The 25,847-nt window shown below is 47.4% G+C and carries 22 protein-coding genes; 18 read left to right on the top strand and 4 right to left on the bottom strand.

The window, feature by feature from the left end; translation table 11 throughout:
- Positions 1-2 precede the first annotated feature (2 nt).
- From vscY to DYB02_RS09360, 9 genes are all read left to right on the top strand, one after another.
- Positions 3-347 (top strand): type III secretion system chaperone VscY, encoded by a 345-nt coding sequence (gene vscY, locus DYB02_RS09400; protein ID WP_005464454.1) that lies wholly within the window; start codon positions 3-5, stop codon positions 345-347.
- Positions 331-2,457 (top strand): SctV family type III secretion system export apparatus subunit VcrD, encoded by a 2,127-nt coding sequence (gene vcrD, locus DYB02_RS09395; protein WP_074534441.1) that lies wholly within the window; start codon positions 331-333, stop codon positions 2,455-2,457. Before vscY ends, vcrD begins: the two co-directional genes overlap by 17 nt.
- A complete protein-coding gene (gene vcrR / locus DYB02_RS09390) occupies positions 2,457-2,870 on the top strand; it encodes an LcrR family type III secretion system chaperone VcrR (protein ID WP_029845686.1) in 414 nt (137 codons plus the stop codon). The genes vcrD and vcrR overlap by 1 nt, the downstream gene beginning before the upstream one ends.
- Positions 2,871-2,930: 60 nt before the next feature.
- Entirely contained in the window at positions 2,931-3,215 is a 285-nt protein-coding gene (gene vcrG / locus DYB02_RS09385) for an LcrG family type III secretion system chaperone VcrG (protein WP_005464408.1), read from the top strand.
- 4 nt (positions 3,216-3,219) lie between these two features.
- On the top strand, positions 3,220-5,043 hold the full coding sequence (vcrV, locus tag DYB02_RS09380; RefSeq protein ID WP_077345640.1) for a type III secretion system needle tip protein VcrV: 1,824 nt from the start codon (positions 3,220-3,222) through the stop codon (positions 5,041-5,043).
- A gap of 12 nt (positions 5,044-5,055) precedes the next feature.
- The gene (gene vcrH, locus DYB02_RS09375) at positions 5,056-5,544 is read left to right on the top strand and encodes a SycD/LcrH family type III secretion system chaperone VcrH (RefSeq protein WP_005464462.1); all 489 of its coding nucleotides are present in this window, start codon (positions 5,056-5,058) and stop codon (positions 5,542-5,544) included.
- Positions 5,545-5,547: 3 nt separating this feature from the next.
- Positions 5,548-6,747 (top strand): type III secretion system translocon subunit VopB, encoded by a 1,200-nt coding sequence (gene vopB / locus DYB02_RS09370; protein ID WP_005464635.1) that lies wholly within the window; start codon positions 5,548-5,550, stop codon positions 6,745-6,747.
- Positions 6,748-6,758: 11 nt separating this feature from the next.
- Positions 6,759-7,763, top strand: a complete 1,005-nt coding sequence (gene vopD, locus DYB02_RS09365) for a type III secretion system translocon subunit VopD (protein ID WP_005464399.1) — start codon at positions 6,759-6,761, stop codon at positions 7,761-7,763.
- A 228-nt stretch (positions 7,764-7,991) separates the two neighbouring features.
- Positions 7,992-8,963 (top strand): TAXI family TRAP transporter solute-binding subunit, encoded by a 972-nt coding sequence (locus DYB02_RS09360; protein WP_021448581.1) that lies wholly within the window; start codon positions 7,992-7,994, stop codon positions 8,961-8,963.
- A gap of 127 nt (positions 8,964-9,090) precedes the next feature.
- Here DYB02_RS09360 and DYB02_RS09355 read toward each other — a convergent pair whose 3' ends face one another.
- The 4 genes from DYB02_RS09355 to DYB02_RS09340 form a co-directional block, all read right to left on the bottom strand.
- Positions 9,091-9,861 carry a sulfite exporter TauE/SafE family protein gene (locus tag DYB02_RS09355; protein ID WP_025509900.1) on the bottom strand — a complete coding sequence of 257 codons (771 nt, stop codon included), beginning with the start codon at positions 9,859-9,861 and terminating at the stop codon, positions 9,091-9,093.
- A gap of 268 nt (positions 9,862-10,129) precedes the next feature.
- On the bottom strand, positions 10,130-11,656 hold the full coding sequence (locus DYB02_RS09350; protein ID WP_005464542.1) for a tripartite tricarboxylate transporter permease: 1,527 nt from the start codon (positions 11,654-11,656) through the stop codon (positions 10,130-10,132).
- 19 nt (positions 11,657-11,675) lie between these two features.
- Positions 11,676-12,170 (bottom strand): tripartite tricarboxylate transporter TctB family protein, encoded by a 495-nt coding sequence (locus DYB02_RS09345; protein ID WP_029804428.1) that lies wholly within the window; start codon positions 12,168-12,170, stop codon positions 11,676-11,678.
- 241 nt (positions 12,171-12,411) lie between these two features.
- On the bottom strand, positions 12,412-13,383 hold the full coding sequence (locus DYB02_RS09340) for a tripartite tricarboxylate transporter substrate binding protein (RefSeq protein ID WP_029804429.1): 972 nt from the start codon (positions 13,381-13,383) through the stop codon (positions 12,412-12,414).
- Between the two features lie 267 nt (positions 13,384-13,650).
- Between DYB02_RS09340 and DYB02_RS09335 the strand changes: the two genes are divergently transcribed.
- The 9 genes from DYB02_RS09335 to DYB02_RS09295 all read left to right on the top strand — a co-directional run bounded on the left by DYB02_RS09335 (position 13,651) and on the right by DYB02_RS09295 (position 25,599).
- Positions 13,651-14,049, top strand: coding sequence for a GFA family protein (locus DYB02_RS09335; protein ID WP_005477765.1), 399 nt, complete (start codon positions 13,651-13,653; stop codon positions 14,047-14,049).
- A gap of 265 nt (positions 14,050-14,314) precedes the next feature.
- On the top strand, positions 14,315-15,028 hold the full coding sequence (locus DYB02_RS09330; RefSeq protein ID WP_005464619.1) for a GntR family transcriptional regulator: 714 nt from the start codon (positions 14,315-14,317) through the stop codon (positions 15,026-15,028).
- 12 nt (positions 15,029-15,040) lie between these two features.
- Positions 15,041-15,937: a methylisocitrate lyase gene (prpB, locus tag DYB02_RS09325; protein ID WP_005464610.1), complete on the top strand. Its 897-nt coding sequence runs from the start codon at positions 15,041-15,043 to the stop codon at positions 15,935-15,937.
- Between the two features lie 131 nt (positions 15,938-16,068).
- Entirely contained in the window at positions 16,069-17,211 is a 1,143-nt protein-coding gene (gene prpC, locus DYB02_RS09320; protein WP_029804430.1) for a bifunctional 2-methylcitrate synthase/citrate synthase, read from the top strand.
- Between the two features lie 227 nt (positions 17,212-17,438).
- Complete coding sequence (acnD, locus tag DYB02_RS09315; RefSeq protein WP_029804432.1) at positions 17,439-20,030, top strand: Fe/S-dependent 2-methylisocitrate dehydratase AcnD; 2,592 nt, start codon at positions 17,439-17,441, stop codon at positions 20,028-20,030.
- A gap of 9 nt (positions 20,031-20,039) precedes the next feature.
- A complete protein-coding gene (gene prpF, locus DYB02_RS09310; protein WP_029804433.1) occupies positions 20,040-21,236 on the top strand; it encodes a 2-methylaconitate cis-trans isomerase PrpF in 1,197 nt (398 codons plus the stop codon).
- Between the two features lie 57 nt (positions 21,237-21,293).
- Entirely contained in the window at positions 21,294-23,171 is a 1,878-nt protein-coding gene (locus DYB02_RS09305; RefSeq protein WP_025575482.1) for a propionyl-CoA synthetase, read from the top strand.
- A gap of 195 nt (positions 23,172-23,366) precedes the next feature.
- Positions 23,367-23,849 carry a GNAT family N-acetyltransferase gene (locus DYB02_RS09300; protein ID WP_020903727.1) on the top strand — a complete coding sequence of 161 codons (483 nt, stop codon included), beginning with the start codon at positions 23,367-23,369 and terminating at the stop codon, positions 23,847-23,849.
- A gap of 199 nt (positions 23,850-24,048) precedes the next feature.
- Positions 24,049-25,599, top strand: a complete 1,551-nt coding sequence (locus DYB02_RS09295; protein WP_029804436.1) for a trypsin-like serine protease — start codon at positions 24,049-24,051, stop codon at positions 25,597-25,599.
- The last annotated feature ends 248 nt before the right edge of the window (positions 25,600-25,847 follow it).

The following is a 25,847-nucleotide window of genomic DNA, read 5'->3' as shown; positions in this document are numbered from 1 at the left end:
ACATGCTAAGCACCAAAGATATTGAGCTGCTGCTGGTTCACGCTGCGCTTCAAGTTCAATACCAACAACCCGATCAAGCCATCGCGATACTGGATGCCGTTTTAGAACTCGAACCAGAACGCGAAGATGCGTTACACACGCTCGCGGTCGCGTGTTTGCAAACTGGCCGTTACACCCGTGCTGTTGCGGTATGTGAAGGCTTACTGAAGTCGCAATCGCAGTCTGTGCAAGCGGCGGGAATTTGGTTTTGCTTGAGCCAAGCACGCTGGAAACAAAATGACGTCGAGGGCGCACGCCAAGCGCATCGACGCTACCTGCAATCTTTACATAGTGAATCTCATGAATAAGTTGATCGATATTCTAAACAAGGTAGGGCAACGCAAAGACATCATGCTCGCAGTGATGTTGCTGGCGATCGTCTTTATGATGATTTTGCCTTTGCCAACTGCACTAGTAGATGTGCTGATCGGCGCAAACATGAGTATTGCTGTCGTGCTGCTGATGTTGGCGATTTACATCACTACGCCACTGGAGTTCTCGGCGTTTCCGGCAGTATTGTTGATCACGACGCTATTTCGTTTGTCGCTGTCTATCACCACGACACGCTTGATCCTACTTCAAGGCGATGCGGGTCAAATCGTTTACACCTTTGGTAACTTCGTCGTTGGCGGCAACCTTGTCGTTGGTATCGTGGTCTTCCTGATCATCACTATTGTACAGTTTATGGTGATCACCAAAGGTTCGGAGCGTGTTGCTGAAGTTAGTGCTCGATTCTCTCTTGACGCCATGCCGGGCAAACAGATGAGTATCGACGGTGACATGCGCGCTGGAGTTATCGATGTTCACGAGGCGCGTCATCGCCGTTCTCTGATCGAGAAAGAGAGCCAAATGTACGGCTCGATGGACGGTGCAATGAAGTTCGTAAAAGGCGACTCCATTGCGGGCTTGGTGATCATCATCGTGAACATCTTGGGTGGCGTCACCATTGGCGTTACGCAAAAAGGCATGAGCGCGTCAGAGGCGCTTGAGCTGTTTGCGATTTTGACCGTAGGCGATGGCTTGGTATCGCAAATTCCTGCGCTATTTATCGCGATCACCGCTGGTATTATCGTTACGCGTGTTTCCCACGAAGACTCGGCCGACTTGGGCTCCGACATTGGTGGGCAAGTCACGGCTCAGCCTCGTGCACTGTTGATTGGTGGCGTGCTGCTGATCTTGTTCGCTCTTATCCCTGGCTTTCCGAAAATTACATTCCTAGTGCTGGCTTTGGTGGTCGGTGGCGGCGGTTTTTACCTCTTCTATCAACAGAAAAAGCAAACCGAGTCTGAAAGCAGCGATCTGCCGAGCTTTGTCGCGCAGGGAGCGGGTTCTCCTGCCGCAAAACCCAATAAACCAACGCCGTCTCGTGGTAGCAAAGGCAAATTGGGCGAGCAAGAAGAGTTCGCGATGACAGTGCCACTGCTTATCGATCTGGATTCAAGCTTACAAGAAAGCCTAGAAGCCGTCGCACTGAACGACGAACTCGCCAGAGTAAGACGCGCGTTGTATCTCGATCTTGGCGTACCGTTTCCTGGAATTCACTTGCGTTTTAACGACGGGATGAAAAACGGCGAATACTTGATTCAGTTGCAAGAAGTGCCCGTTGCACGTGGTCGTATTGAGAAAGACAAATTGCTGGTCACAGAAGGAAGCGACCAGATTGAATTGCTTGGTGTGCCTTTTGAGCAAGATGACGACTTCCTCCCGGGAGTCTCGAGTCTTTGGGTCGCACAAAGCTATCAAGAGAAGTTAACTGCGAGCCATGTCGGCTTCCTTACACCAGACCGCATTTTGACGTTCCATCTATCACACGTATTGAAAGAGTACGCGCAAGACTTCATTGGGATTCAAGAAACTCGCTACCTACTTGAACAAATGGAAGGCAGTTATTCTGAATTGGTGAAAGAGGCGCAGCGCATCGTCCCGCTACAAAAAATGACGGAGATTTTGCAACGTTTGGTGTCTGAGGACATTTCGATTCGTAACCTTCGTGTCATTTTGGAGGCCATGGTCGAATGGGGACAAAAGGAAAAGGATGTTGTTCAGTTGACGGAATACATTCGTTCAAGCTTAAAGCGTTACATCTGTTACAAGTACGCGAGCGGTCAGAACATGTTGCCGGCGTATCTTCTCGATCAGAGCCTCGAAGACACCATTCGCAGCGGTATTCGACAAACCTCGGCGGGCAGCTACTTAGCGCTTGATCCTTCGGTTACGCAGCAATTTGTTAGCGACGTAAAACAGACCGTAGGCGATTTAAGCCGTATGCCGAACAAGCCTGTTCTGGTGGTTTCTATGGATGTGCGTCGTTATGTCAGAAAGCTGATTGAATCCGAATATTACGATTTGCCCGTTCTGTCGTTTCAAGAACTCACTCAGCAGATCAACATTCAGCCACTTGGACGGGTAGGGATGTAATGAACGCCGCACTTGTACAATCGTTGGAACAAACGGGGATCGAAGTGACGCCGTACTTTTGGCAAAAAAGTGCGATTCAACTTGGTTATCGCATGGAAGTTGATGGCATGGAGCTGGTATTTCGTGTCGAACAAGGGGAGATCATTATTGTACTCCTCAAACGTGTGAGTCCGAATTTGGGGTTGAGTAACCCCTTTTCTTGCCTATTTCTTTTGGCTGAGCACGCCATCCCTCTTTTTCCTTCTGATTGGGTTATCCGCGGTAACGTTGATGTGTTGCGTGGTAGCAACATGAGTAGCCAACGCCTGGCTCAATTCTACTTACGCGCCTGTGGCGCTAGCCACGATCAACAAGCCGACTGGTTTTTTTTGCGGCTTGCAGACTATCGCCCTCTGAAAAAGAGAAAAATGTAAAAACTCTCGACTGTTACTGACAGCGCCAATGAGAAGACACGCTTTAAGATAGGAATCAATATGAAGCAACCCTTTACCCAAGCTATTGAAAATGCAGAGTTAGCGATTCGAAATGCGGATGAAAGAAATGACATTTTTAGTGAGCTATTAGAAGGACTCGGTGTTGGCCCCGTAGCAGGAGAAGTTCTGCTTGGCGGTTTAAACGCCTCGCCGAAGTTAATGCAACACGCCGAGCAAGAACTCATCGAAGAAGTTCAGCGCCGCAGGCAGCAACAGCATCAGTTGCAAGGCGTGCAGGGTAAAAGACGAAAGCGACCAACCATGATGCGCGGTATGGTGATCTAGAGGTTTGGATATGACGGATATGACAACAACGGGCTCAGCTACCGAAGCGGCAACCGCCGCCGCAAGCAGTACGCCACTGCCAACGTTTGGACAAAGCCTAACGGAGCAATTGACCCCAATTTTAGGTGATGCGGAAACTCAGCAGCTTGCTTCACTGATCGCGCATTTGCCAACTATTAAAGGTCAAACAGACGAACAGAGCATCGCACTTTACGTCGATACGCTGACTCAATTGAAAGAGAAAAACAGCGCATTTTCGGGTGCTGCGCTCAGCGAAAGCGCATCTATTTGGATGAAGTCGCTACAACGCGCGAGTTCAAACGGTGAAGTGGACGCCGCCGAACTTGCGACGCAGATGAACAATGCATTGGCAAGTCAGTTCCAAACTTGGTTTGCCGACCAGCTTACGGACAAAGTGGATTCGTCATTGCCGACTCAGTTTGTGAGTCAATTTCAGCTTGGAACCGAAAGCACGCAAGCGCAGCAGATTGCAAAGTTAAGCGCTGAAGAGCTGAAATCAGCGACTGGGGATATTGCCTCATTTGTTGATGATTTGGCGCGTCAAATGAGTTCTAGCGTGGTTCGTGAGAGTGCATCTTCGTTCCTTCGTAATGCTTTTGCTCATTTGCCATCGATGAATCTGGCACAGCTCCAAGCATCTGATTTTCTGCTAACCGAAGCGAATTTTGTTACGAACGTCTCGACGCAATTGCAGAACGCTTTTAACCAGATTGGTATCACTTTAACTAAAGATGACGCGGACCAATTAGCGAAAAGAATTACGTGGACGCCAGGCATTTCTAAACAGCAGCTTAGCGAAGCGTTAAGCGAAATGGCGACGCAAGTGAAAGGTCAGTTTACTGCGGCTTACGGTGAAACCGCTGGGACTGAAAATTTACGAAAAGCGTTAGATGCCATCATCAAAAGCTCGGATTCTTTGACGCTTTCAAGCTTGTTTGCGAATTTTGCTGTAAGTCTGATTCACACCGAAATCGATGCTTTTTACAACGATAAAGCGATTGTCGATATCCAAAAAACGCAAATCTCTGCGGATCAGGTTGAGCTGATAAAAAACAATACGGAACGAGACATCCGTTTCCAGTTTGAAAAAATGCTGAAGGGTGAGTCGACAGGCGCCTCGTTTATCGAACGTTACGAAACATTACGCAAGAACTTAGGTGCGTTGAAAGATCGTCTACTCAACATCACCGAGCAAGAGAAAAAGGATCTTGAGGTTCGCGCAGAGCACTCTTTGACGGCTCGCGATTTGTTGGCTGTCGTTGAGTCCAGTATTGGTGACCGTTTTGATGAACAAGTGCTGTTTGCATTAAACGAGCGTCGCGTAAATCGCTTGGAAAAACGTAACGAGCAAAAGGAAGCACTGCAAGATTTAACCGTGCAACTAAAAATCTTTGGTGTTGTTCAGTCGAAAATTCACTCTACGCAGAGTGTCGATGGTACTTACAAACCGGATGACAATGCTTTTAGTGCGAGCGACTTCAACTACAACTCTGTTACCGATTTTCAGAACTCGCCTGAGTATAAATACCTCACCGACAATGGCATTACTACACACACGGATTTTCTAAAAAAGCAGGGTGTAACGGTAGCTGACGGCGCGAGTTTTAAAGACGAAGAAAAAACCAAGAAACTGTCCAACTTTTCCAGTTCGGTCAGCGACAAATCCAAACTGCTCAACGACGAAGTTCAAATCAAAACGACAGAGCTAAACGATATCAGCTCGCAATACAACTCGACCGTTGAAGCGATGAACAAGTTTGTTCAGAAGTACCACAGTATTTTACAAGAAATCCTACGAGCCATTTAAGGATAACCAACCATGACTAAAACAAACGCGACCGATCCATCTCAAATGCAAGCAGAAGAGCTGCTGTCTTTTCTGGAAGAGGGAGGCACGCTGAAAATGTTGCACGATGTATCGGCAGATACCATCGAACACATTTACGCGGTCGGCTACAACTTCTTCCAATCAGGAAAGATTGAACAAGCCGCCAAAGTTTTCCAACTGCTTAGCATGCTGGATCATTATCAGGCGCGATTTTTCATTGGCCTTGGTGCTGCTCGTCAGGAACTGGGTGAGTATCTGCAGGCGATTGATGCCTACAGCTACGCAGCGCTCGTGGACATTAACGATCCACGCCCACCTTTTCACTCTGCAGAATGTCACCTGAAATTGGAACAACTGACGGAAGCAGAGAGTGGGTTTTACAGCGCGAAGGAGATGTCTGCCGGTAAATCACAATATGCAGACTTGCATCAACGTGCAGGCATCATGTTAGAAGCGGTGAGAAACAAAAGGAGTAATTAGACTATGAGTTCTATTGCACTTGACCGCACTCAGACGCAGGTTTACATCCCTGAGTCTGGCCAAACTACGTTAGAGAACGTACAGAAAACGGCGTCTACTGCGACGCCTTCTGTAACGGTTGAAAACGTAAAGAGTAGAGATGCTGACACTCTGAACACAGGAAGAGTGAAAGTTCAGCTAGATGCCCCAAATGCAGCCGTGAGCGACAAAGTGACAGACTTGACGCTAAAAGCCATGGCTCAACTGCAAAAGATCGTCGATACCATCGCAAAAGCGCTACATGCTGTTGCCGATCAGACGGGTTCGATCGCAGTTAAAATCATCGCAGGTTCTGCGGACGATTTTGAAGTGGAGCTTGCGGCGATTACAGACAAACTGAAAAGTGCTCAGAACGAGCTGAAAATTCAGGAAGTGAAAGTCGCAAAAGCCAAACATGAACAAGAAATGGCAGAGAACCAAGAGAAAATCAAGGAATCAGAAGCTGCTGCTAAAGAGGCTCAGAAATCGGGCTTAGCGGCGAAGATCTTTGGTTGGATCAGCGCGGTTGTCTCCATTGTGGTAGGTGCCATCATGGTTGCCACTGGCGTTGGCGCGGCAGCTGGCGCGCTTATGATCGCTGGTGGCGTCATGGGTGCAGTCAGCATGGCGCTGCAAGAACCAGCAGTTCAAGACGCGCTAAAAGAAGCGGGTGTGAATGTCGATGTGTTGAACAAAGTGGTGATGGCATTAGAAATTGCTGTCGCTGTCATCGGTGCAATCGTGACCTTTGGTGGCGCGGCGGCTGGTGGTATCGCGAAACTTGCCGCGAAAAGTGCCAGCAAAATTGCGCAGAAAGTGACAGATATTGCCACGAAAGCTGCAGCCAATATGGCAAAAGTTGCGGACATGGGTTCTAAAGCTGCGACAACCACAGCCAAAGCGATTCGCTACGGCGCTGAAACGGTTGACCTTACGGTTAACATAGGTAAGGGCGCAACGGACAGCGTTCACGCTGCCAACAATGCGAACGTTACGGAAATACAAGCCGATATCACGGATCTCCGCGCCAAAATGACGTTGAGCCAGGCAGTCATCGACAAGCTAAAAGAAGAAATTGGCAAGTTGATGGAAGATTTCCAAGAGCTGATGAGCATCATCATGCAAATGATTCAGGCGAAAAGTGAAACCATGCAAACGGTGTTAAGCCGTCCTGCAACGGTTTAAGGAGCGTAAGTATGTTGGATAAAATTGGTGGAACGGGTCGCGGTGAACTGTATGGTTTGGGCGACACTATCAAAACAACCAAAGCAGAAAAAACACCAGAGACCAAATTGGAAGCGGGTGCAGTAAAAAGCAACGGTGAGTCAAACGTTTCTGGTGCAGGTCGCTATCAATTAGATGGGCCGAAAGCTCCTGCGATCAGTAATCAAGCACAAGTGGTTGCGAACCTGATGGGTGAGCTTGCACCAACGATTGATCTACTGATGAGTACTACCGCGAAAGTGCTGAACGGTGAGGAAGTGATCAAATCACCTTCGGACGCGGTTTCTCAATCGCTGTCTTTGTTGACGCTGCTTTACCAAGTGTCGAAGCTAAGCCGTGAACAGCAAGTGCTTCAACGCGAAATTGCGGTTGAAGCCAACGTTGCGAGTTTGCAAAGCCAAGCGGCAGAGCTGAACAACTCTGCTAGCGCGATGATCGCGATGGCGGTTGTATCTGGTGTGTTAGCGGGTGCTACAGCAATTATCGGTGCGCTTGGTTCGTTCAAAGCGGGTAAAGAAATTAAGACCGAGATGGCAAGCAACAACGTGCTGAAAACGCAGAAGGCGGGCTTCGATCAAGTAGAAGAGTTGATGAACAACGGTAACTTGTCAAAAACTCAGCAAGATCAAGTAAAACGCGCACATTCGCTAGCGAAAGACAGCATTGCAGACACCACGGCTCAGTTGACTAGCGGCGGTCGCAAGTTCGATAAACTGATGAGCTCAAACCAAGCGAAGAACGCGATTCTTCAAGCTCTTGGACAGATGGCAAACTCAGCATCGAACGTTGAACAAACTAAAGCGCAAGCTCGCAGCAAGGACGATGAAGTGCAAGCGACGCGTGCTCAAGCAGCGAAGCAAAAAGCAGATGAGAACATCGGCTTCCAAGAAGGGTTGCTTAAAGAGTTGCGTGAGCTGTTCCGTTCTATCTCTGATAGTCAGAACCAAGCGTGGCGCGCATCTATCCCGACAGTGTAGTTGCGGTTTTATTTTAGTACTGACAAAGCGTTGTTTATACAACGCTTTTTTTGTGTTTAAAACGATAGAATAAAAAATACTCTTTATATATCAGATTATTATGTGGTTTTATAAATCATTCTCGAATCGGGTGTGAGAAGTAAAGTTCAAGGATGAGAACTCAAACGTTATCAAATTGTTAACGATTGCTATACTTACACCGTCATAAACAAAGGAAAAGGACGTTCAATGTTTAAGTTTAAGCACATCGCGCTAGCTGCGTCACTTGCAGCGTTGACTGCCGGCTATTCAGTTGCCGCCGAAGAGACTTTCGTCACCATAGGTACGGGTGGTGTCACAGGTGTTTACTATCCCACTGGTGGGGCTATCTGTCGCTTGGTAAATAAATCTCGAGCAGAGCACGGCATTCGTTGTTCGGTCGAAAGTACGGGCGGTTCGATATACAACATCAACACCATTCGCGCAGGCGAGTTAGATTTGGGTATTGCGCAATCAGATTGGCAATATCATGCATACAACGGCACCAGCCAGTTTGCTGAAAATGGTCCGTTTAAAGAGCTGCGCGCGGTATTTTCTGTTCACCCAGAACCGTTTACGGTGGTTGCTCGTCAAGATTCAAATATCAAAACGTTTGATGACTTAAAAGGTAAACGAGTCAACATTGGTAATCCTGGCTCTGGTCAGCGAGGCACTATGGAAGTGTTGATGAAGGAATATGGTTGGAGCAACGATGACTTCAAACTGGTTTCGGAATTGAAAGCGGCAGAACAATCGAAAGCACTTTGTGATAATAAAATCGACGCAATGGTTTACACCGTTGGTCACCCAAGTGGTGCGATTAAAGAAGCAACCACTTCGTGCGACAGTAACATCGTGACAGTCGCTGGCCCAAAAGTGGATAAGCTTATCGCCGACAACAGTTTTTACCGCGTTGCTACCGTGCCTGGCGGCATGTATCGCGGCTCGGATAACGATGTGATGACATTCGGTGTTGGTGCGACGTTTGTTTCATCTACTGCCGTACCAGAAGATGTGGTGTATAACGTCGTGAAGGCCGTGTTTGAAAACTTCGATGATTTCCGTCGTCTTCATCCCGCGTTTGCGAATTTGAAGAAAGAAGAAATGGTGAAAGATGGTTTGTCTGCGCCACTTCATCCCGGTGCGCTTAAATACTACAAAGAAGTTGGGTTGATTAAGTAAGTGGTACTCCGTCTTAAAACGGTTTTCTAAACTCACTTTTTCACGTTATTTAATAAACTTCTTTTTAGAAACCTTTATTGAGAGCCGCAAAAGCGCCATTAAGTTGATGGCGCTTTTTCTGTTTGGGTTAGGCGTAAACGTCAATAAAAAAGTAAATGGTGATGATAATCGAAGAGAGAGCGACAAAGCCTTTAACGTGGCTCGGATTAAGCTGGCGAGACACACGCGCGGCGAGGTAGCCGCCAACTAATGTCCCGACCATTACCACGCTGCCTTTACTCCAATCGATAGAGCCGTTCGCAACAAAAATGACGATTGCGATGAGAGACACACACGTTGAAACCAGAAGTTTAAGCCCATTCATCAAGTTGATGTCTTGATGGCCCGCCACAACGAGGTAACTCAGAACAATCACACCTAATCCGGCATTAAAAAATCCGCCGTATGCTGAAACGCCGACCAACAACAAACTCAATGCGATTAAGCCTAACACGCCAGCGTGTTTATGTTCTCTGGTGATGGATTTGATGATCATTGTTAACCGCGAACCTGTAAGAAACAGCACCGTAGCAAACAAAAGTAGCCAAGGAATGGCTTCCAAAAACAATGACTCTGGCGTATTGAGAAGAAGATACGCGCCAACCGCGCCACCGACTAAGCTGAACGAAACGGTGAATAGCAGTTCTTGTTTGTTTTTCAAAATTTCTTCACGAAAGCCCACGGCACCGCTTATGTATCCCGCGCATGCGGCGTAAGTGTTGGTGGCGTTAGCCATGATGGGCGGCACGCCAACCGCCATCAGGGCGGGGAAGGTGATAAAACTTCCGCCTCCTGCTATCGAATTCATGATTCCACCTACCACGCCTGCAGCAAACAACAGAGCCAATTCCAGCAGCATAAACAATCCTTGTTATGTTCTTATAGGTTATTAGAGTCTTAGATTTTGAGAACGCATGTTCTAACGTTTTTATGAGATTTACTTTACATGCTCCAAAACGAAATTGTTCAGTTCCGTTGCGGTTTTGATAACGTGAACCTCTTTCTAGCGAAATTTTTCTCTTAGCCGTGATATTAATTCATCGTAGCTATATCAAAGAAAGATCGAAGAAAGAAAAAGCCACCGCGAGGGTGGCTTTTAGGGGCTATCAAGAAGGAGGAATCGAGGATTATTGCTCAACTTTTACAGGTTGCGCTTTAAGCTTTTGAAACAGCTTCACAAACAGTGGGCTACCCAGCACTAATACTGCCAGCACAGTAAACGTCAACGTAATCGGACGCTCCCACAAGAAGCTCAACTCACCGTCAGAAATCATCAAAGCTCGGCGCAAGTTTTCTTCCATCAAGCCGCCGAGGATGAAGCCAAGCAGCAATGGTGCGAGCGGGAAGTTTGCCAGTCTAAGTGCAATGGCAGCCATCGCCACAAGTAGCATCACAAACACATCCATCGTATTGAACGAAACTAAGTACACACCTGTAATTGAGAAGAACAAAATCATCGGCAGAAGCACTGTTCTTGGAACGGCCAGTAGTTTCGAGATGTAAGGAATCAACGGCAAGTTAAGGATCACAAGCACGATGTTACCAAAGTACATTGAGATGATGACTGACCAGAAGACATCCGGGTGTTCAACAAACAGGCGAGGGCCAGGTTGAATGCCGTAGGCGATTAACGCGCCAAGCATAATAGCGGTGGTGCCTGAGCCTGGAATACCCAGCGTTAACAATGGAACGAATGAGCCACTTGATGCGGCATTGTTCGCTGATTCTGGCGCAACTAGACCACGAATGCTGCCTTTTCCGAACTCTTCTTTTTTCTCTTTTGGAGCCAAGTTGCGCTCTAAGCCGTAACTTAGGAATGCCGCGATTGTTGCGCCTGCGCCCGGAAGTACGCCAGTAAAGAAACCTAGGATAGAAGAGCGGATCGATACCGGAGCGACTTCTTTAATTTCCTCTTTGGTGACTTTCATTGAGCCGATGTTGCTCAATTTGTCTTGCTCTTCATCACGAGTATCGTTTGAAGGTTTGAGGATCCCCATTAAGGTTTCGCCCAAAGCAAACGTCGCCATTGCAAGAAGAAGGAAGCTAAAGCCGTCCATCAAATCGGTTAAACCAAAGGTGAAACGCTCGACACCAACGCCTTTATCGATACCGACTGTCGACAGCATCAAGCCAAGAATGGTCATCATCCACGCTTTAATGACCTGACCTTTACCAGCAAAAGCCGCAACGGCAGACAAGCCGAGCAACATCAATGCAAAGTAATCAGAAGATTGAAAGCTTAACGACACGTTAGCCAAGGCTGGCGCAGCTACGAGCAGCATGATGGCCGAAAGCGTGCCGCCAGTAAAAGAGGAGTAAGCGGCTAATGCTAGCGCTTTACCCGCTTGACCTTTTTGCGCCATTGGGTAGCCGTCAAACGCGGTTACGACCGTTGAAGAGCAACCCGGTGCGTTGATCAAAATTGAAGAGGTTGAACCACCAAATACGGCGCCGTAGTAAACACCCGCCATCAAGATGAGGCCCGATGAAGGCTCTAAACCATAAGTAATCGGGATCATCAACGCGATGGCCGAAATAGGGCCGAGACCCGGCAGCATGCCGATAAATGTGCCGACGAAGCAGCCAACAATCACCATCATGATGTTCATTGGCATCACCGCGGTGGATAAACCTTGTAGAATTCCATCTAACATAATTCAGTCCTTTCTTTGGCTACCAGATGGTGAAAATCAAACCCGGTTCGAGATAGATATCCAAACCTTGAGTGAGCAATAAATAAAAGGCGATAACGAATGGGAAAGAGGCACCAAACAAAACGGGTTTGCGTCTTTCTCCAAGCAGATAGAAACCCGCAAGCAAAAAGAAACCCGTCGCGAGTACAAAGCCCAAGTAGGTTAGGCCCAAGCCGTAAAGGGCCATCAGCACTAAGAACGAGATCAGTAACTTCCAGTTGAAGGTTAAAACGGCGCCGCTCTTTTTGTCTGGTTGGCCAGTCACAAGAAGCAAGAGAGAAAGCCCGATGCCGATATAAGTCATAATGGTTGGCAAGGTGCGCGCAGTAAACGGTTCATACTCATCGCCCGGAAACAGTGCGATTTGAGACGTTTGATAACCGTAGCAAAGGCAGAAGAGCAGGAAAATCATGGCGCCAACACGGTCGCGACAGAGTAGATATTCTTTGGTAAAAACGTTGGTTGAACGAGACATATTCAACTCCTAACAAGAATAAAAAAGACCGTATATGAACGTTAATGTGCAAAGTAATCCATTAACAAGTAAGCATTTCGCTGCTAGTCGATATGCTTAACAATCAATAAACAAAGGAGTGTGTATGCCGAGTGTCGACAATGTCCATATACGGTGAAACTTAGAGTGCAAATGCCGTTGGGGCGAATAGCAACTCAGGTTTTACGCTAAGTTGCTATCGGAGGGAGCCCCGGAATAACGGTTATTTCAGGAAGCCTAGCTCACGCATCAGGTCACCCATTTGCTTCTCTTGATCTTCAAGGAACGCGAAGAATGCTTTGTCCGCTTTGTAGTTGTCTATCCAACCGTTGCGGTCACGAACGACTTGCCACTCGTCAGTGTTGTACATCTTAGTGAATGCGGCATTCCATTCGTCGATTTTCTTTTGGCTAATGCCCGGTGCAGCAAAGAATCCACGCCAGTTCGCAAATACCGTTTCGTTGCCGTATTCCGTTAAAGTTGGAATGTTCGGCGCGGCTTCTAGGCGTTTTGGCGCAGTGATAGCAAGTACTTTCACTTGGCCAGATTTGGACATTTCCAGTACTTCACCTAAACCTGTTGAAAGTAATTGAGTTTCGCCAGAAAGCAGGGCTGCCATCGCTTTACCGCCCGCATCATAGCCAATGTAACGGACTTTACGCGCATCAAAGCCTTCGCCTTTAAATGCCGCCGCAATGACAAGGTGATCCATAGAGCCGCGCGCTGAGCCACCAGCAATCTTCACTTTGCGAGGATCGGCTTCAAACGCTTTTACAGCATCTTCCCATGTGTTGTATGGCGAGTCCGCAGAAGCAACAATCGCGCCGTAGTCTGCAACAGTTGCAGCAACAGGCGTTAGGTCACGGAAGGATTGAGGAAAAATACCGCTAAGAGAACGCACAACGATTGGTGTTGAGTTCACCATGAGCGTGTCTTCTTGGCGATCTGCCGTTTCAATTAAGTGAGCGATGGCTTTACCACCGCCGCCACCTGATAGGTTTTGAAACGACACGTTTTCTACGATGTCTGATTTTACTAACACATCACCCGTACCACGGGCGGTCATATCCCAACCGCCGCCAGCGCCACCTGGGATCAAGAAGTGCATTTTTTCAATATCCGCAGCAAAAGCGTTGAATGAGAATGAAGCTGCGATGATTGAAGCGGCGAGCGTTGGTTTGATTACCTTTAACATGTTCACGTTCCTTATGTTGGCGACTCTATTTTTTGATGAGCCTTATTATTTTGCTCCGTCTTAATGCCGTGTAAGCGTTAAGGCTGAACTTTGTGTAAAGGTTAATTAACTGTTAAATGTCTGTCTTTAAAACGGAGATAAAGAGAATATTGAGCATTGCGGCTATTTTGTTCATAAAGTTCACGACGAGAAACAGGGGATAGGTCACGCGGATTTGCTTATCGGTAGGCCATAATAGGGCGACAACAAATGAATAAGGAAAGAGGAATGAAAGGAACATGTTTGTGCGGTGCAATCGAAGTTATCGCAGAACCCAAGAATGAAGTGAGTCTGTGTCACTGCTCAATGTGTCGAAAATGGTCGAGTGGGGCACTTCATGCCGTGCATTGTGGCCCAGAAGTCACATTTAAAGGTGCAGAGCCAAAACGTTATCAGTCTTCAGATTGGGCAGTCCGAGGTTTTTGCGGCGAGTGTGGGACGAACTTGTTTTACCATCTCTTGCCAACCAACGAATACATCCTTTCTGCTGGCTTATTCGATAATCCTGATTTTAAGTTGACGCTAGAAATCTTTACTGATGAAAAGCCGGGTTACTACGAGCTCAATCCTCATTCTAAAAAAATGACAGCGCAGGAAGTCTACGACCAATTTGTGCCAAAAGAGTAGCGGCTCTCGATTTTTTTGCTCGGCAATTATACGTCTTTCTTTAATTATCAATAAATTAGAGTGTTTATAGTTGTCGACAATTGTTTCTTTCCATTACAAAAAACCTCTGTAAATCATTAAATCTTCCCAAATTCGTCCATTTCAAACTACGACCTTAGTCTAAATTGTCGACAATTTACTTGATTGTCGACACTTTGATCGTCTATTTTAAATTCAGGTTAAGAAATTGTAGACACTTTGATGTCGATTAAGTGAGTGCCTGAATATGAACTCTGAGTTGAAAGCTCGTTACAAAGTACTGGGTTCTGAGAAAGAACACACCAAGTCCGAAACGCTGACAGAAACATTGATTGAAGTGATCGTAAATGGTGATGTGGAACCGGGTAGCAAAATCTCGGAGCCTGAGCTAGCAAGGAAATACCAAGTCAGCCGCGGTCCGCTACGCGAAGCATTAATGCGTTTGGAAGGGCTTGGATTGATTGAGCGTATTCCTCATGTTGGTGCAAGAGTCACGACCTTCTCTCCAGCCAAGCTGATTGAACTGTATTCGGTGCGCGAAGCTCTGGAAGGCATGGCAGCACGACTTGCAGCACGACACATTACGCAAGAAGAGTTATTAAGCTTGGAAATGCTGTTGTCGACACATTCAAAGCACATCGATCAAGTGGAAGGCGCCTCTTACTTCCATCAGCATGGTGATTTTGATTTTCACTATCGCATCATCCAAGCAAGCCGAAACAGCAAGCTGATTTCTCTGTTGTGTGACGAGCTTTACCACTTGCTGCGCATGTACCGCTATCAGTCACCGCGCGCGCAATCTCGTCCAAATGAAGCGCTGACTGAACATAAATTCATTCTGGAAGCCATTCGCAATCGCGATGAAGAACTTGCAGAAATGTTGATGAGACGACACATCTCAGGAAGTCGAAAGCTCATCCAATCGCAAATTATACATACAGAAAGTTTAGACAAAGACTAGAAGGAATTCGTCATGAGCTTAACACCGGGGGCGAAGTTCAGACTCGCCGTAGAACAAAATAATCCGCTGCAAATTGTCGGCACCATTAACCCGTACTGCGCCATGATGGCGAAGAACTTGGGGCATCAAGCGATTTACTTGTCTGGTGGCGGTATTGCTAACGCTTCATACGGATTGCCTGATCTAGGCATTACAACATTGAACGATGTACTGGTTGACGTTGACCGCATCACCAACGCGTGTGATTTGCCGCTCTTGGTCGACATCGATACCGGTTTTGGCGGCGCATTCAACATCGCTCGCACCATTAAGCAAATGGAAAAAGCGGGCGCGGCAGCGGTGCACATGGAAGACCAAGTTGCACAAAAACGTTGTGGTCATCGCCCGAACAAAGCAATTGTGAGCCAGCAAGAGATGGTTGACCGCGTGAAAGCGGCGGTGGATGCGCGTAATGACGAAAGTTTCGTGATTATGGCACGCACAGATGCTCTTGCCGTAGAAGGAATGGACAGCGCGATTGAACGTGCCATTGCGTGTGTGGAAGCTGGCGCGGACATGATCTTCCCAGAAGCGATGAACAAGCTGGATCAATACCTACAGTTCTCAAATGCGCTAGAGCAAGCAACCGGAAAACATGTGCCTATTCTGGCCAACATTACTGAATTCGGCGCAACACCACTGTATGGCTGTGACGAATTAGCAAAAGCGAAAGTGGACATGGTGCTTTACCCATTAAGTGCGTTCCGTGCCATGAACAAGGCCGCTGAAACGGTTTACAAACACTTACTAGAAGTGGGCAATCAGGAAGCGCTGGTTGATTCGATGCAAACACGCAAAGAGTTGTATCAACACCTGAACTACCACGACTACGAAGACAAACTTGACCAGCTATTCTCTGAAGGGAAATAGCGGGGAAAAGAAAAGATAGACGGAAGCCCAAGAAAAGATAATCGGAATTTATCTAATCCAATAACGTGAAATTCGTCTGGCTAAAAACGCTCCGAAAGAGGGCAAAGCCAGACAGAAAAGGAGTTCAAACAATGCCTCAAACTGTAGCAAAGAAAGCAGAGTTAGGTGGCGCTGGCCTGCGTGGTCAAAGCGCTGGAAGCACAGCTTTATGTACTGTCGGTAAAACGGGGACCGGTCTGACTTATCGCGGTTACGATATTACTGACCTTGCCAATAATGCTCAATTTGAAGAAGTTGCACATCTTCTGTTACGCGGTCACTTGCCGAACCAACAAGAACTTGATGCGTACAAGACACACCTACTGAGCCTTCGCGGTTTGCCGACCGAGCTAAAGCAAGCTTTAGAACTGATCCCAGCAAGCGTGCACCCAATGGACGTAATGCGTACAGGTTGTTCTGTATTGGGTAACTTAGAGCAGGAAATGAGCTTTGATGAGCAACTGCAAGCAACAGAGCGCATGTTAGCCTTGTTCCCAGCCATCATCTGTTACTGGTACCGTTTTAGTCACGATGGCGTTCGTATCGACACAGAAGATCAAACCGAAGACTGCATCGGCGGTTATTTCTTGCGATTACTTACAGATAAAGAGCCATCAGCGCTACACAAGCAAGTGATGCACTGTTCATTAATTCTTTACGCAGAGCATGAGTTTAACGCATCAACCTTCGCAGCACGCGTTTGTGCATCAACATTGTCAGACATCCATTCTTGTATCACGGCTGCAATCGGTACGCTTCGTGGCCCTCTTCACGGCGGTGCAAACGAAGCAGCGATGGAGATGATTGAAGACTGGCAGACGCCGGATGAAGCCGAAGCCAACATCATGCAAATGCTGGCGAATAAAGACAAGATCATGGGCTTTGGTCATGCGATTTATCGAGAAAGCGACCCTCGCAACGCACTGATCAAACGTTGGTCTGAAGAATTGTCGAAGCATGTGGGTGACACGCATTTATACGCAGTATCTGAGCGTGTTGAATCGGTGATGAAGCGCGAAAAAGGTCTGTTCTGTAATGCGGACTTCTTCCATGCATCGGCGTACCACTTTATGGACATTCCGACCAAGCTGTTCACACCGATTTTCGTGATGAGCCGTTTAACTGGTTGGGCTGCACACGTGTACGAGCAACGCGCGAACAACCGCATTATTCGCCCAAGCGCAGATTACACAGGTCCAGATCATCAAGAGTGGGTGCCTATTGAGAATCGCTAGCGCGAAAGCCAGTCAAAGTCATTACATGCTTTGATTGGTTTATCTCCTCCTTCTTCTGTTTTCACTCTCTCTTGGCAGAAGAAGGAGGACTTCTCGTCACAAACATTACTAGAGCGACTACATCTCAAAAAGTTCTCCAATCAAGTTCTCCAAACTGCTTTGCTAGAGTAGCGTTTCTAGAGTGATGGGGAGAAGGCCAAGATGTACAGATTGAATGGAAGCAAACCATGAGCACAACTATTAATACCCAATTCCGTAAGTCGCTTCCGGGGACTCAACTTGATTACTTTGATGCCCGCGAAGCCGTAAACTCTATCTCTCCTGGAGCCTATGAAACGCTCCCGTATACCTCTCGCATTCTTGCCGAACAGCTCGTACGCCGCTGCGATCCAAGCGTATTAACAGACAGCCTGAAGCAGCTCATCGAACGCAAACGTGATCTTGATTTTCCATGGTATCCAGCACGTGTTGTTTGTCATGACATTCTAGGTCAGACAGCTCTTGTTGACTTAGCCGGTTTACGTGATGCGATTGCCGATCAGGGCGGTGACCCGTCTAAAGTGAATCCAGTGGTTGAAACTCAGCTTATCGTTGACCACTCGCTTGCGGTAGAACACGCAGGTTTTGATCCAGACGCATTCGAGAAAAACCGTGCGATTGAAGAGCGCCGCAACGAAGACCGATTCCACTTTATAGAGTGGTGTAAAACGGCTTTTGAAAACGTCAGCGTGATTCCTGCGGGTAACGGCATCATGCACCAAATCAACCTGGAGAAAATGTCTCCGGTTGTACAGGCGAAGCAGGGCATTGCTTATCCAGATACTTGCGTTGGTACCGATAGTCATACGCCTCATGTCGATGCACTTGGCGTTATAGCAATTGGCGTTGGTGGTCTGGAAGCTGAAACCGTGATGCTTGGCCGCCCGTCAATGATGCGCCTACCAGACATCGTGGGTGTGAAACTGACTGGTAAACGTCAGCCGGGTATTACCGCAACGGATATTGTTCTGGCGATTACCGAGTTCTTACGTAATGAGCGTGTTGTTTCTTCTTATCTTGAATTCTTTGGTGAAGGTGCTCGCGACCTAACTATTGGTGATCGTGCAACCATCTCCAATATGACACCAGAATACGGTGCAACCGCGGGTATGTTCTACATCGATGAGCAGACCATCAACTACCTAAAACTGACTGGTCGTGACGAACAGCAAGTTGACTTAGTTGAGAAATACGCAAGGCAAACCGGCCTTTGGGCAGACGATCTTGATACAGCGGTTTACGAGCGCGTACTTGAGTTCGATTTGTCATCAGTCAGCCGTAACATGGCAGGTCCTTCAAACCCGCACCGCCGTTTGCCAACTTCTGAATTGGCACAACGTGGTATCTCCGGTGCATGGGAAGAGAAAGAAGGCGAGTTGCCAGATGGTGCAGTTATCATTGCTGCTATCACATCATGTACAAACACCAGTAACCCAAGAAACGTGGTTGCTGCAGGCCTTGTCGCGAAGAAAGCCAACGAACTTGGCCTTGTACGTAAACCTTGGGTGAAATCGTCTTTTGCTCCGGGTTCTAAGGTTGCACGTTTGTACCTTGAAGAGGCAGGCTTATTACCAGAATTAGAGAAGCTTGGTTTTGGTATCGTCGGTTACGCATGTACTACATGTAACGGTATGAGTGGTGCGTTGGATCCTAAAATCCAGCAAGAGATCATCGACCGTGACCTGTACGCGACAGCGGTTCTGTCTGGTAACCGCAACTTTGATGGCCGAATTCATCCTTACGCAAAACAAGCTTTCCTTGCATCACCACCATTGGTTGTTGCTTATGCGCTAGCCGGTACGATTCGTTTTGATATCGAGCGTGATGCATTGGGTACTGACCAAAACGGTAAACCAATTTACCTAAATGATTTGTGGCCAAGTGATGAAGAAATCGATGCTGTTGTCGGCAAACACGTTAAGCCAGAGCAGTTTAATCAAGTTTACATCCAGATGTTTAAATTAGATGACGCAGAGAAAAGCTCTAACCCGCTTTACGATTGGCGTCCGATGAGTACCTATATTCGCCGTCCTCCTTACTGGGAGGGAGCGCTTGCAGGTGAAAGAACACTGTCTGGTATGCGTCCGTTAGCGGTTCTTGGTGACAACATCACAACAGACCATTTATCACCATCCAACGCGATCATGGCGAGCAGCGCGGCGGGTGAATACCTTGCCAAAATGGGCGTTCCGGAAGAGGACTTCAACTCTTACGCAACGCACCGTGGCGATCACTTAACGGCACAACGAGCGACCTTTGCTAACCCAAAACTATTTAACGAAATGGTGAAAGAGAACGGTGAAGTCGTTCAGGGTTCTCTGGCGCGAATCGAACCAGAAGGTCAGGTTGTACGCATGTGGGAAGCGATTGAGACCTACATGAACCGCAAACAGCCACTGATTGTTGTCGCGGGTGCAGATTATGGTCAGGGTTCATCTCGTGACTGGGCAGCAAAAGGCGTTCGACTGGCTGGTGTAGAAGCCATTGTTGCAGAAGGCTTTGAGCGTATTCACCGTACTAACTTGGTTGGCATGGGCGTGTTACCACTGCAATTTAAGCCGGGTGTTAACCGCAATACATTAGAACTGGATGGTACTGAACTGTATGACGTGGTTGGTGAAATCAAGCCGGGTGCAGATTTAGCCTTGGTTATTACACGTAGCAACGGTGAGAAAGTCGACGTTCCAGTTACTTGTCGCTTAGATACCGCTGACGAAGTGCACGTGTATAACGCAGGTGGTGTTTTACAACGCTTTGCTCAAGATTTCTTGGCGCAATAAGGAGTGGCTATGGAAAACAATACTCCGAATCAAATGAGCCAAATTAAAGTGCCTGCGACGTACATGCGTGGCGGCACAAGTAAAGGTGTCTTTTTCAACCTTGAAGATTTGCCATCAGAGGCTCAAGTGGCAGGTGAAGCGCGTGACAAACTGTTGTTGCGAGTTATCGGCAGCCCAGATCCTTACGCTAAACAAATCGATGGCATGGGAGGTGCGACGTCAAGTACAAGTAAAACAGTGATCGTTTCTCGAAGTAGCCGTGACGATCACGATGTTGATTACTTGTTTGGCCAAGTGTCGATCGACAAACCATTCGTAGACTGGAGTGGTAACTGCGGCAACTTGTCTGCCGCAATTGGGCCTTTTGCTATCCATGCTGGCCTGATCCCGCAAGATCGACTTCCAGAAAATGGCATTGTGACGGTGCGTGTCTGGCAGGTGAACATCAGTAAAACTATCTTGGTTCATGTGCCGATTGTGAACGGATTCGTGCAAGAGACCGGAGAATTTGAACTTGATGGTGTGACATTTCCAGCCGCTGAGATTCAGGTCGATTTCGTCGATCCGGCAGATGGGGAAGGCAGCATGTTCCCAACTGGCAACTTAGTCGATGATTTGGTGGTGCCTGATGTGGGGACGTTTAACGCTACCTTCATCAATGCGGGTATTCCAACCATATTTATTGATGCAGAGTCGATTGGTTACCAAGGCACGGAGCTACAAGATCAAATCAACAACGACGATGCAGCGTTGGCGATGTTTGAATCTATCCGCGCACATGGCGCATTAAAAATGGGTCTGATTGCTGAACTTGAAGAAGCTCAGACACGCCAGCACACACCAAAGGTCGCGTTTGTATCCAAGCCGAAAAGTTACCAGTCCTCAAGCGGTAAAGCGGTCAATGAGTCGGAAATTGATGTGTTGGTTCGTGCGTTGTCGATGGGCAAACTTCACCATGCAATGATGGGAACCGCAGCCGTTGCGATTGCTTCGGCGGCGTGTGTACCGGGAACATTAGTCAATCTGGCTGCTGGTGGAGGCGAAAAAGAGTCAGTGACTTTTGGTCATCCGTCAGGGACGTTAAAAGTCGGAGCACAAGCGAAGCAAACCGAACAAGGCTGGGTGGTACAAAAAGCCATCATGAGCCGAAGTGCGAGAATACTAATGGAGGGATTTGTGCGTGTACCCTCTGATGTCTTTGAGTGAAAAGAACGGTCTTTGAATAGAACGAGAGCAATGTCAGGACATACTGGAGGAAGCAATATGTCTTCATACGAAAAAGAATATTTATGGGCGAAAAACGAACCGGAGAGTTTTTGGCGCGCTCAAGCGGAGAATATCGACTGGTTTGAATCTCCTAAAACCATCTTGAAATCTGATGAGAACGGCATCGAACGTTGGTTCCCAGATGGGGTGATGAATACGTCTTGGTTGGCACTGGATTACCATTGCGAACAAGGACGTGGTGATAATACTGCGCTAATTTATGACTCACCAGTAACGGGAAATAAAAAGACTTACACTTACCGAGAGCTACGCGATCAAGTTGCGAAAATTGCCGGTATGCTTTCTGCCCAAGGCGTTGAAAAAGGCGACCGAGTTGTTGTTTACATGCCGATGATCCCAGAAGCGGCAATGGCAATGCTTGCTTGTGCACGTTTGGGTGCGATTCACTCAGTTGTGTTTGGTGGTTTTGCGCCTAATGAGCTGGCGGTACGTATTGAAGATGCAGAGCCAAAAGTCATTATGACGGCATCGTGTGGCATCGAAATCAGTAAAATCATTCCGTATAAACCATTAGTAGACAAAGCCATCATGGACAGCCGTTGGAAACCTGAGAAAGTGTTTGTTTTCCAGCGTCCAGAATGTGAAGCCGAGTTAAATCAGGAAAGAGATTTGGACTGGCAACAGGAATACAACAAAGCGCTGCCTCATGCTTGTGTTCCTGTATTAGCAACAGACCCACTGTATATCCTTTATACCTCAGGCACGACGGGCAAACCGAAAGGGGTGGTACGTGATAACGGTGGCCATGCGGTAGCACTGAAGTACTCAATGAGTGCAATCTACAACATCCCGCAAGGTGGTGTTTTCTGGGCGGCATCCGACGTGGGCTGGGTAGTTGGTCACTCGTATATTGTTTACGCGCCATTGATTCATGGTTGCACCACAATACTGTTTGAAGGTAAGCCAGTCAGAACTCCGAATCCGGGGGCATTCTGGCGTGTTTGTGATGAGTACAAGGTGGATGCGTTGTTCTCTGCGCCTACCGCTTTCCGCGCGATTAAGAAAGAAGACCCAGAAGGCGAGTTCTTAAAGCAGTATGATCTGTCAAACCTGAAAACCATCTTTATGGCTGGTGAGCGTTTAGATCCTCCTACGCTGGAATGGGTACAAAGTAAAACGGACAAACCGGTTATCGATCACTGGTGGCAAACAGAGACAGGTTGGGCTATTGCGGGGAACCCAACGGGCATTGAAATGATGCCAGTAAAAGCGGGCTCTTCAACTAAGCCTATTCCGGGTTATCAAGTAGAAATCCTCGATGAGCTGGGTGAACCAGTAAAACCTAATCAACAAGGTTTCGTTGCGCTAAAACGTCCGTTACCGCCAAGCTGCTTACCAACCGTGTGGCGAAACCATGATCGTTTTGAGACAGGCTACCTAAGCCAATTCCCGGGTTACTATGTGTCTGGCGATGGCGGCTACCTTGATGAAGATGGTTACTTGTTCATCATGGGACGAATCGATGACGTGATTAACGTGGCTGGCCACCGTCTGTCTACTGGTGAAATGGAAGAAATTGTTGGTGGTCACCCAGCCATCGCAGAATGTGCAGTAGTTGGCATTCACGATGATCTGAAAGGGCAGCTACCACTTGGTTTCGTTGTGCTGAAAGATGGCGTCAAGGTTGATGAGTTAGCGCTAGAAGGCGAACTTGTGGGTAAGGTGAGAAATGAGATTGGCGCGGTTGCATGCTTCAAACACGCACTGGTTGTAGATCGCTTACCGAAAACACGCTCGGGTAAAATTCTGCGTCGAACCATCCGCCAAATTGCTGATGGTGAACAATACACCGTGCCATCGACGATTGATGATCCAACGAGCCTGAATGAAATAGAGCGAGTATTACGACGCTAACAATTTATCGTCGTACTCAAATGAAACCCTGATCCTCGAACTCCGTAGTTTGGTTCTGCCTCTGTATGCTGATTTGTACAGGGGCTTTTTTGCGTTGGTGCTCCAGAAAACAATCGCGAGTAGGTGCTTTTGTGGCTTGCCAAGCCTGTGTTTTCGCAACACACTATACGGACTCAAATTTTGGTAACCCTTAGTATGTCTGCATTTGTAATCAAAGCTGCGAGTTTTGATGATTTAGAAGTGCTCAACGATCTTATGTTCGATTTGCACGATGAGCACCATGTTCAATCCCCTGAATTGTTTAAAACTGCTGAAGAAATCGAGCAAGAGAAAAGCATTGCTCGTTACATCGATAATCCCGAGTGTTTGGTATATGTAGCGAAAGTCGGTGATGAAGTTATCGGTTTTGTCTCTGGTCACTTTTGTGAGTTAACTTCCGTTGTCAGCCAACCTGTGATGATGGGTAGTGTGGATGAGTTGTATGTGATGCCGGAATATCGAAAGCGAGGAACGGCTCAAGCTTTGCTCGATAAGATAGAGGCTACCTTTATCGATTACGGCGCAACCCAGATGTTTGTTGAGGTTTGGAGTTTTAACCGCCAAGCACTCGCATTGTATGAAAAACAAGGGTTTGGGCATCATATTCACTGTTTGCGAAAGCCCTTAAATCCATCGTAATTAATACGTCTCGTTGACGGTAATTCAGTGACAGAAACCATGTGGAATTGAAATCATTCAGTTCATCAATAGACTTTTGCGTTTAAGTGACTCGCAAGCTATGAATTTGCTACTCAACTTACATTGGTAACATTGAATTTGTCTGCTTGTTTTATGAGTAGCACGAGGATCGTGCTTACAAAAACAAGAGGATATTACTTTGAAACTATCAAAATCGTTACTTGCTTTGGCAGTCTTGCCAATGTTTGCAAGTGCTGATGATTTATCACAGACGCAAAACCACATCATTCAACCGAAAATCGTGGGCGGCATTACCGCCGATCCAACTGAATGGAAGTTCTACACACAAATTGTAAGTCGCTACAGCAATCGCTCCTATTGCGGTGCCAGTTACATCGGCAATGGTTATGTCTTGACGGCCGCTCACTGTGTGGAGGGCGATTCACCGAGTCAAATCGCGGTGAAAATTGGTGGCGTCGTGTACAACGGCACCGATGGAGTAAGAGCGAATGTGAGTGAAATCCACATGCATCCGTCTTATCGCCGCGCCACGCTTTCTTATGATATTGCGGTTCTAAAGCTAGATTCTGTCCCTCAAGGTGTATCCGCAGTTGAAATTGCTGACGGCAGCTTGGTGCAGTACGCCAGTATTGGAGATTGGTTGACAGTTGCAGGTTTAGGTCGAACGTCAGAAGGCGGCAGTTCGCCAACAAGATTGCAAGAAGTCGATGTTCCTCTAGTGTCGGATGCCACTTGTCGTCAGGCGGGTGGAAACTACACCACCGTTGGGGAAGTGGCATTCTGTGCAGGCGTTCCGCAAGGTGGGATAGATTCATGTCAGGGTGACAGCGGTGGCCCGATCGTTATTAATCGCGGCGGTGCGATTACCCAACTTGGTGTGGTTAGCTGGGGAATAGGGTGTGCACGTCCGGGTATGTACGGCGTTTACAGTGATATTGCAGCATTGCGCAGTTTTGTGGATGGCGTCATCGGCACTTCAACGCCTCCGAAAGATAACGTTTCTGTTGGTTACACTGCTAATCAAACGTTGCCAGCGTTTAATGTTGGCGAACTCAAGCAGCATGGATTTGTGATTAGTAATTCGGGAAATACTGCATTCACTGTCGAAAATGTACGCATCGGCGGCTCAGGAGTGACTGATGCAGCACTGATTGCCAACGATCAATGTTCTCAAACAACGTTAGCTGCAAATACGAGCTGTCGTGTGGATGTGGAGTTTGGCGCATCACAAGCGGGTGACGCTAGAGTGACGTTGAACTTTGGCGTTGATAAAACCAGTACGTTATATCAAGCGGTTGTGTCTGCAACAGCCAAATCGGTAACGTCGCCACCAACAGGAAGCTGTGCAAACGAATGGCAAGCCTCATCTGTTTACAATAAAGGCGATACGGTCACGTGGAATGGAAAAGTGTGGCAAGCGCAATGGTGGACTCAAGGCGATAACCCAGCAGAATCGGGTTCCTGGGGCGTTTGGCAAGCCGTGAGCGATGCAAATTGTACGTCACATCAAGATCCGGTCATCCCGCCGACTGAACCGCCAGTTGTGTCTGTTCCTTCAGATAATATCTATCAAGCAGGATCTCAATACCTCGCTGGCGATGTTGTGACTAATCAGGGCTCGTCTTATCAATGTTTACCGTGGCCAAATAGTCTTTGGTGTGGTTCGACGCCAAGCGCTTATGAGCCGGGCGTAGGTTCTGCATGGACTCATGCGTGGATAAAGCTATAAAGTCATACTAATCATAAATGGGGTTTATTGTTTTCAAATAATAAGCCCATTTTTGTTGTTTTAAATATGAGAACCCACAAAATACCTATGACTTTATCCTGACAGTTTGCTTATATAACTGGCAGAATTGCGATCAATATTTCACGTTTTGTCTGATTTTTGTCAGATTTACATTAAGAATTTTCTCCGATGACTTTTTTGACTTGTGCATCATATGCATAACTCGTTACTTAATTTATGTCGAAAAA

The sequence above is a fragment of the Vibrio parahaemolyticus genome (genome assembly GCF_900460535.1).
Classification (GTDB): domain Bacteria; phylum Pseudomonadota; class Gammaproteobacteria; order Enterobacterales; family Vibrionaceae; genus Vibrio; species Vibrio parahaemolyticus.
This window is presented reverse-complemented; position numbering and strand designations above follow the sequence as displayed.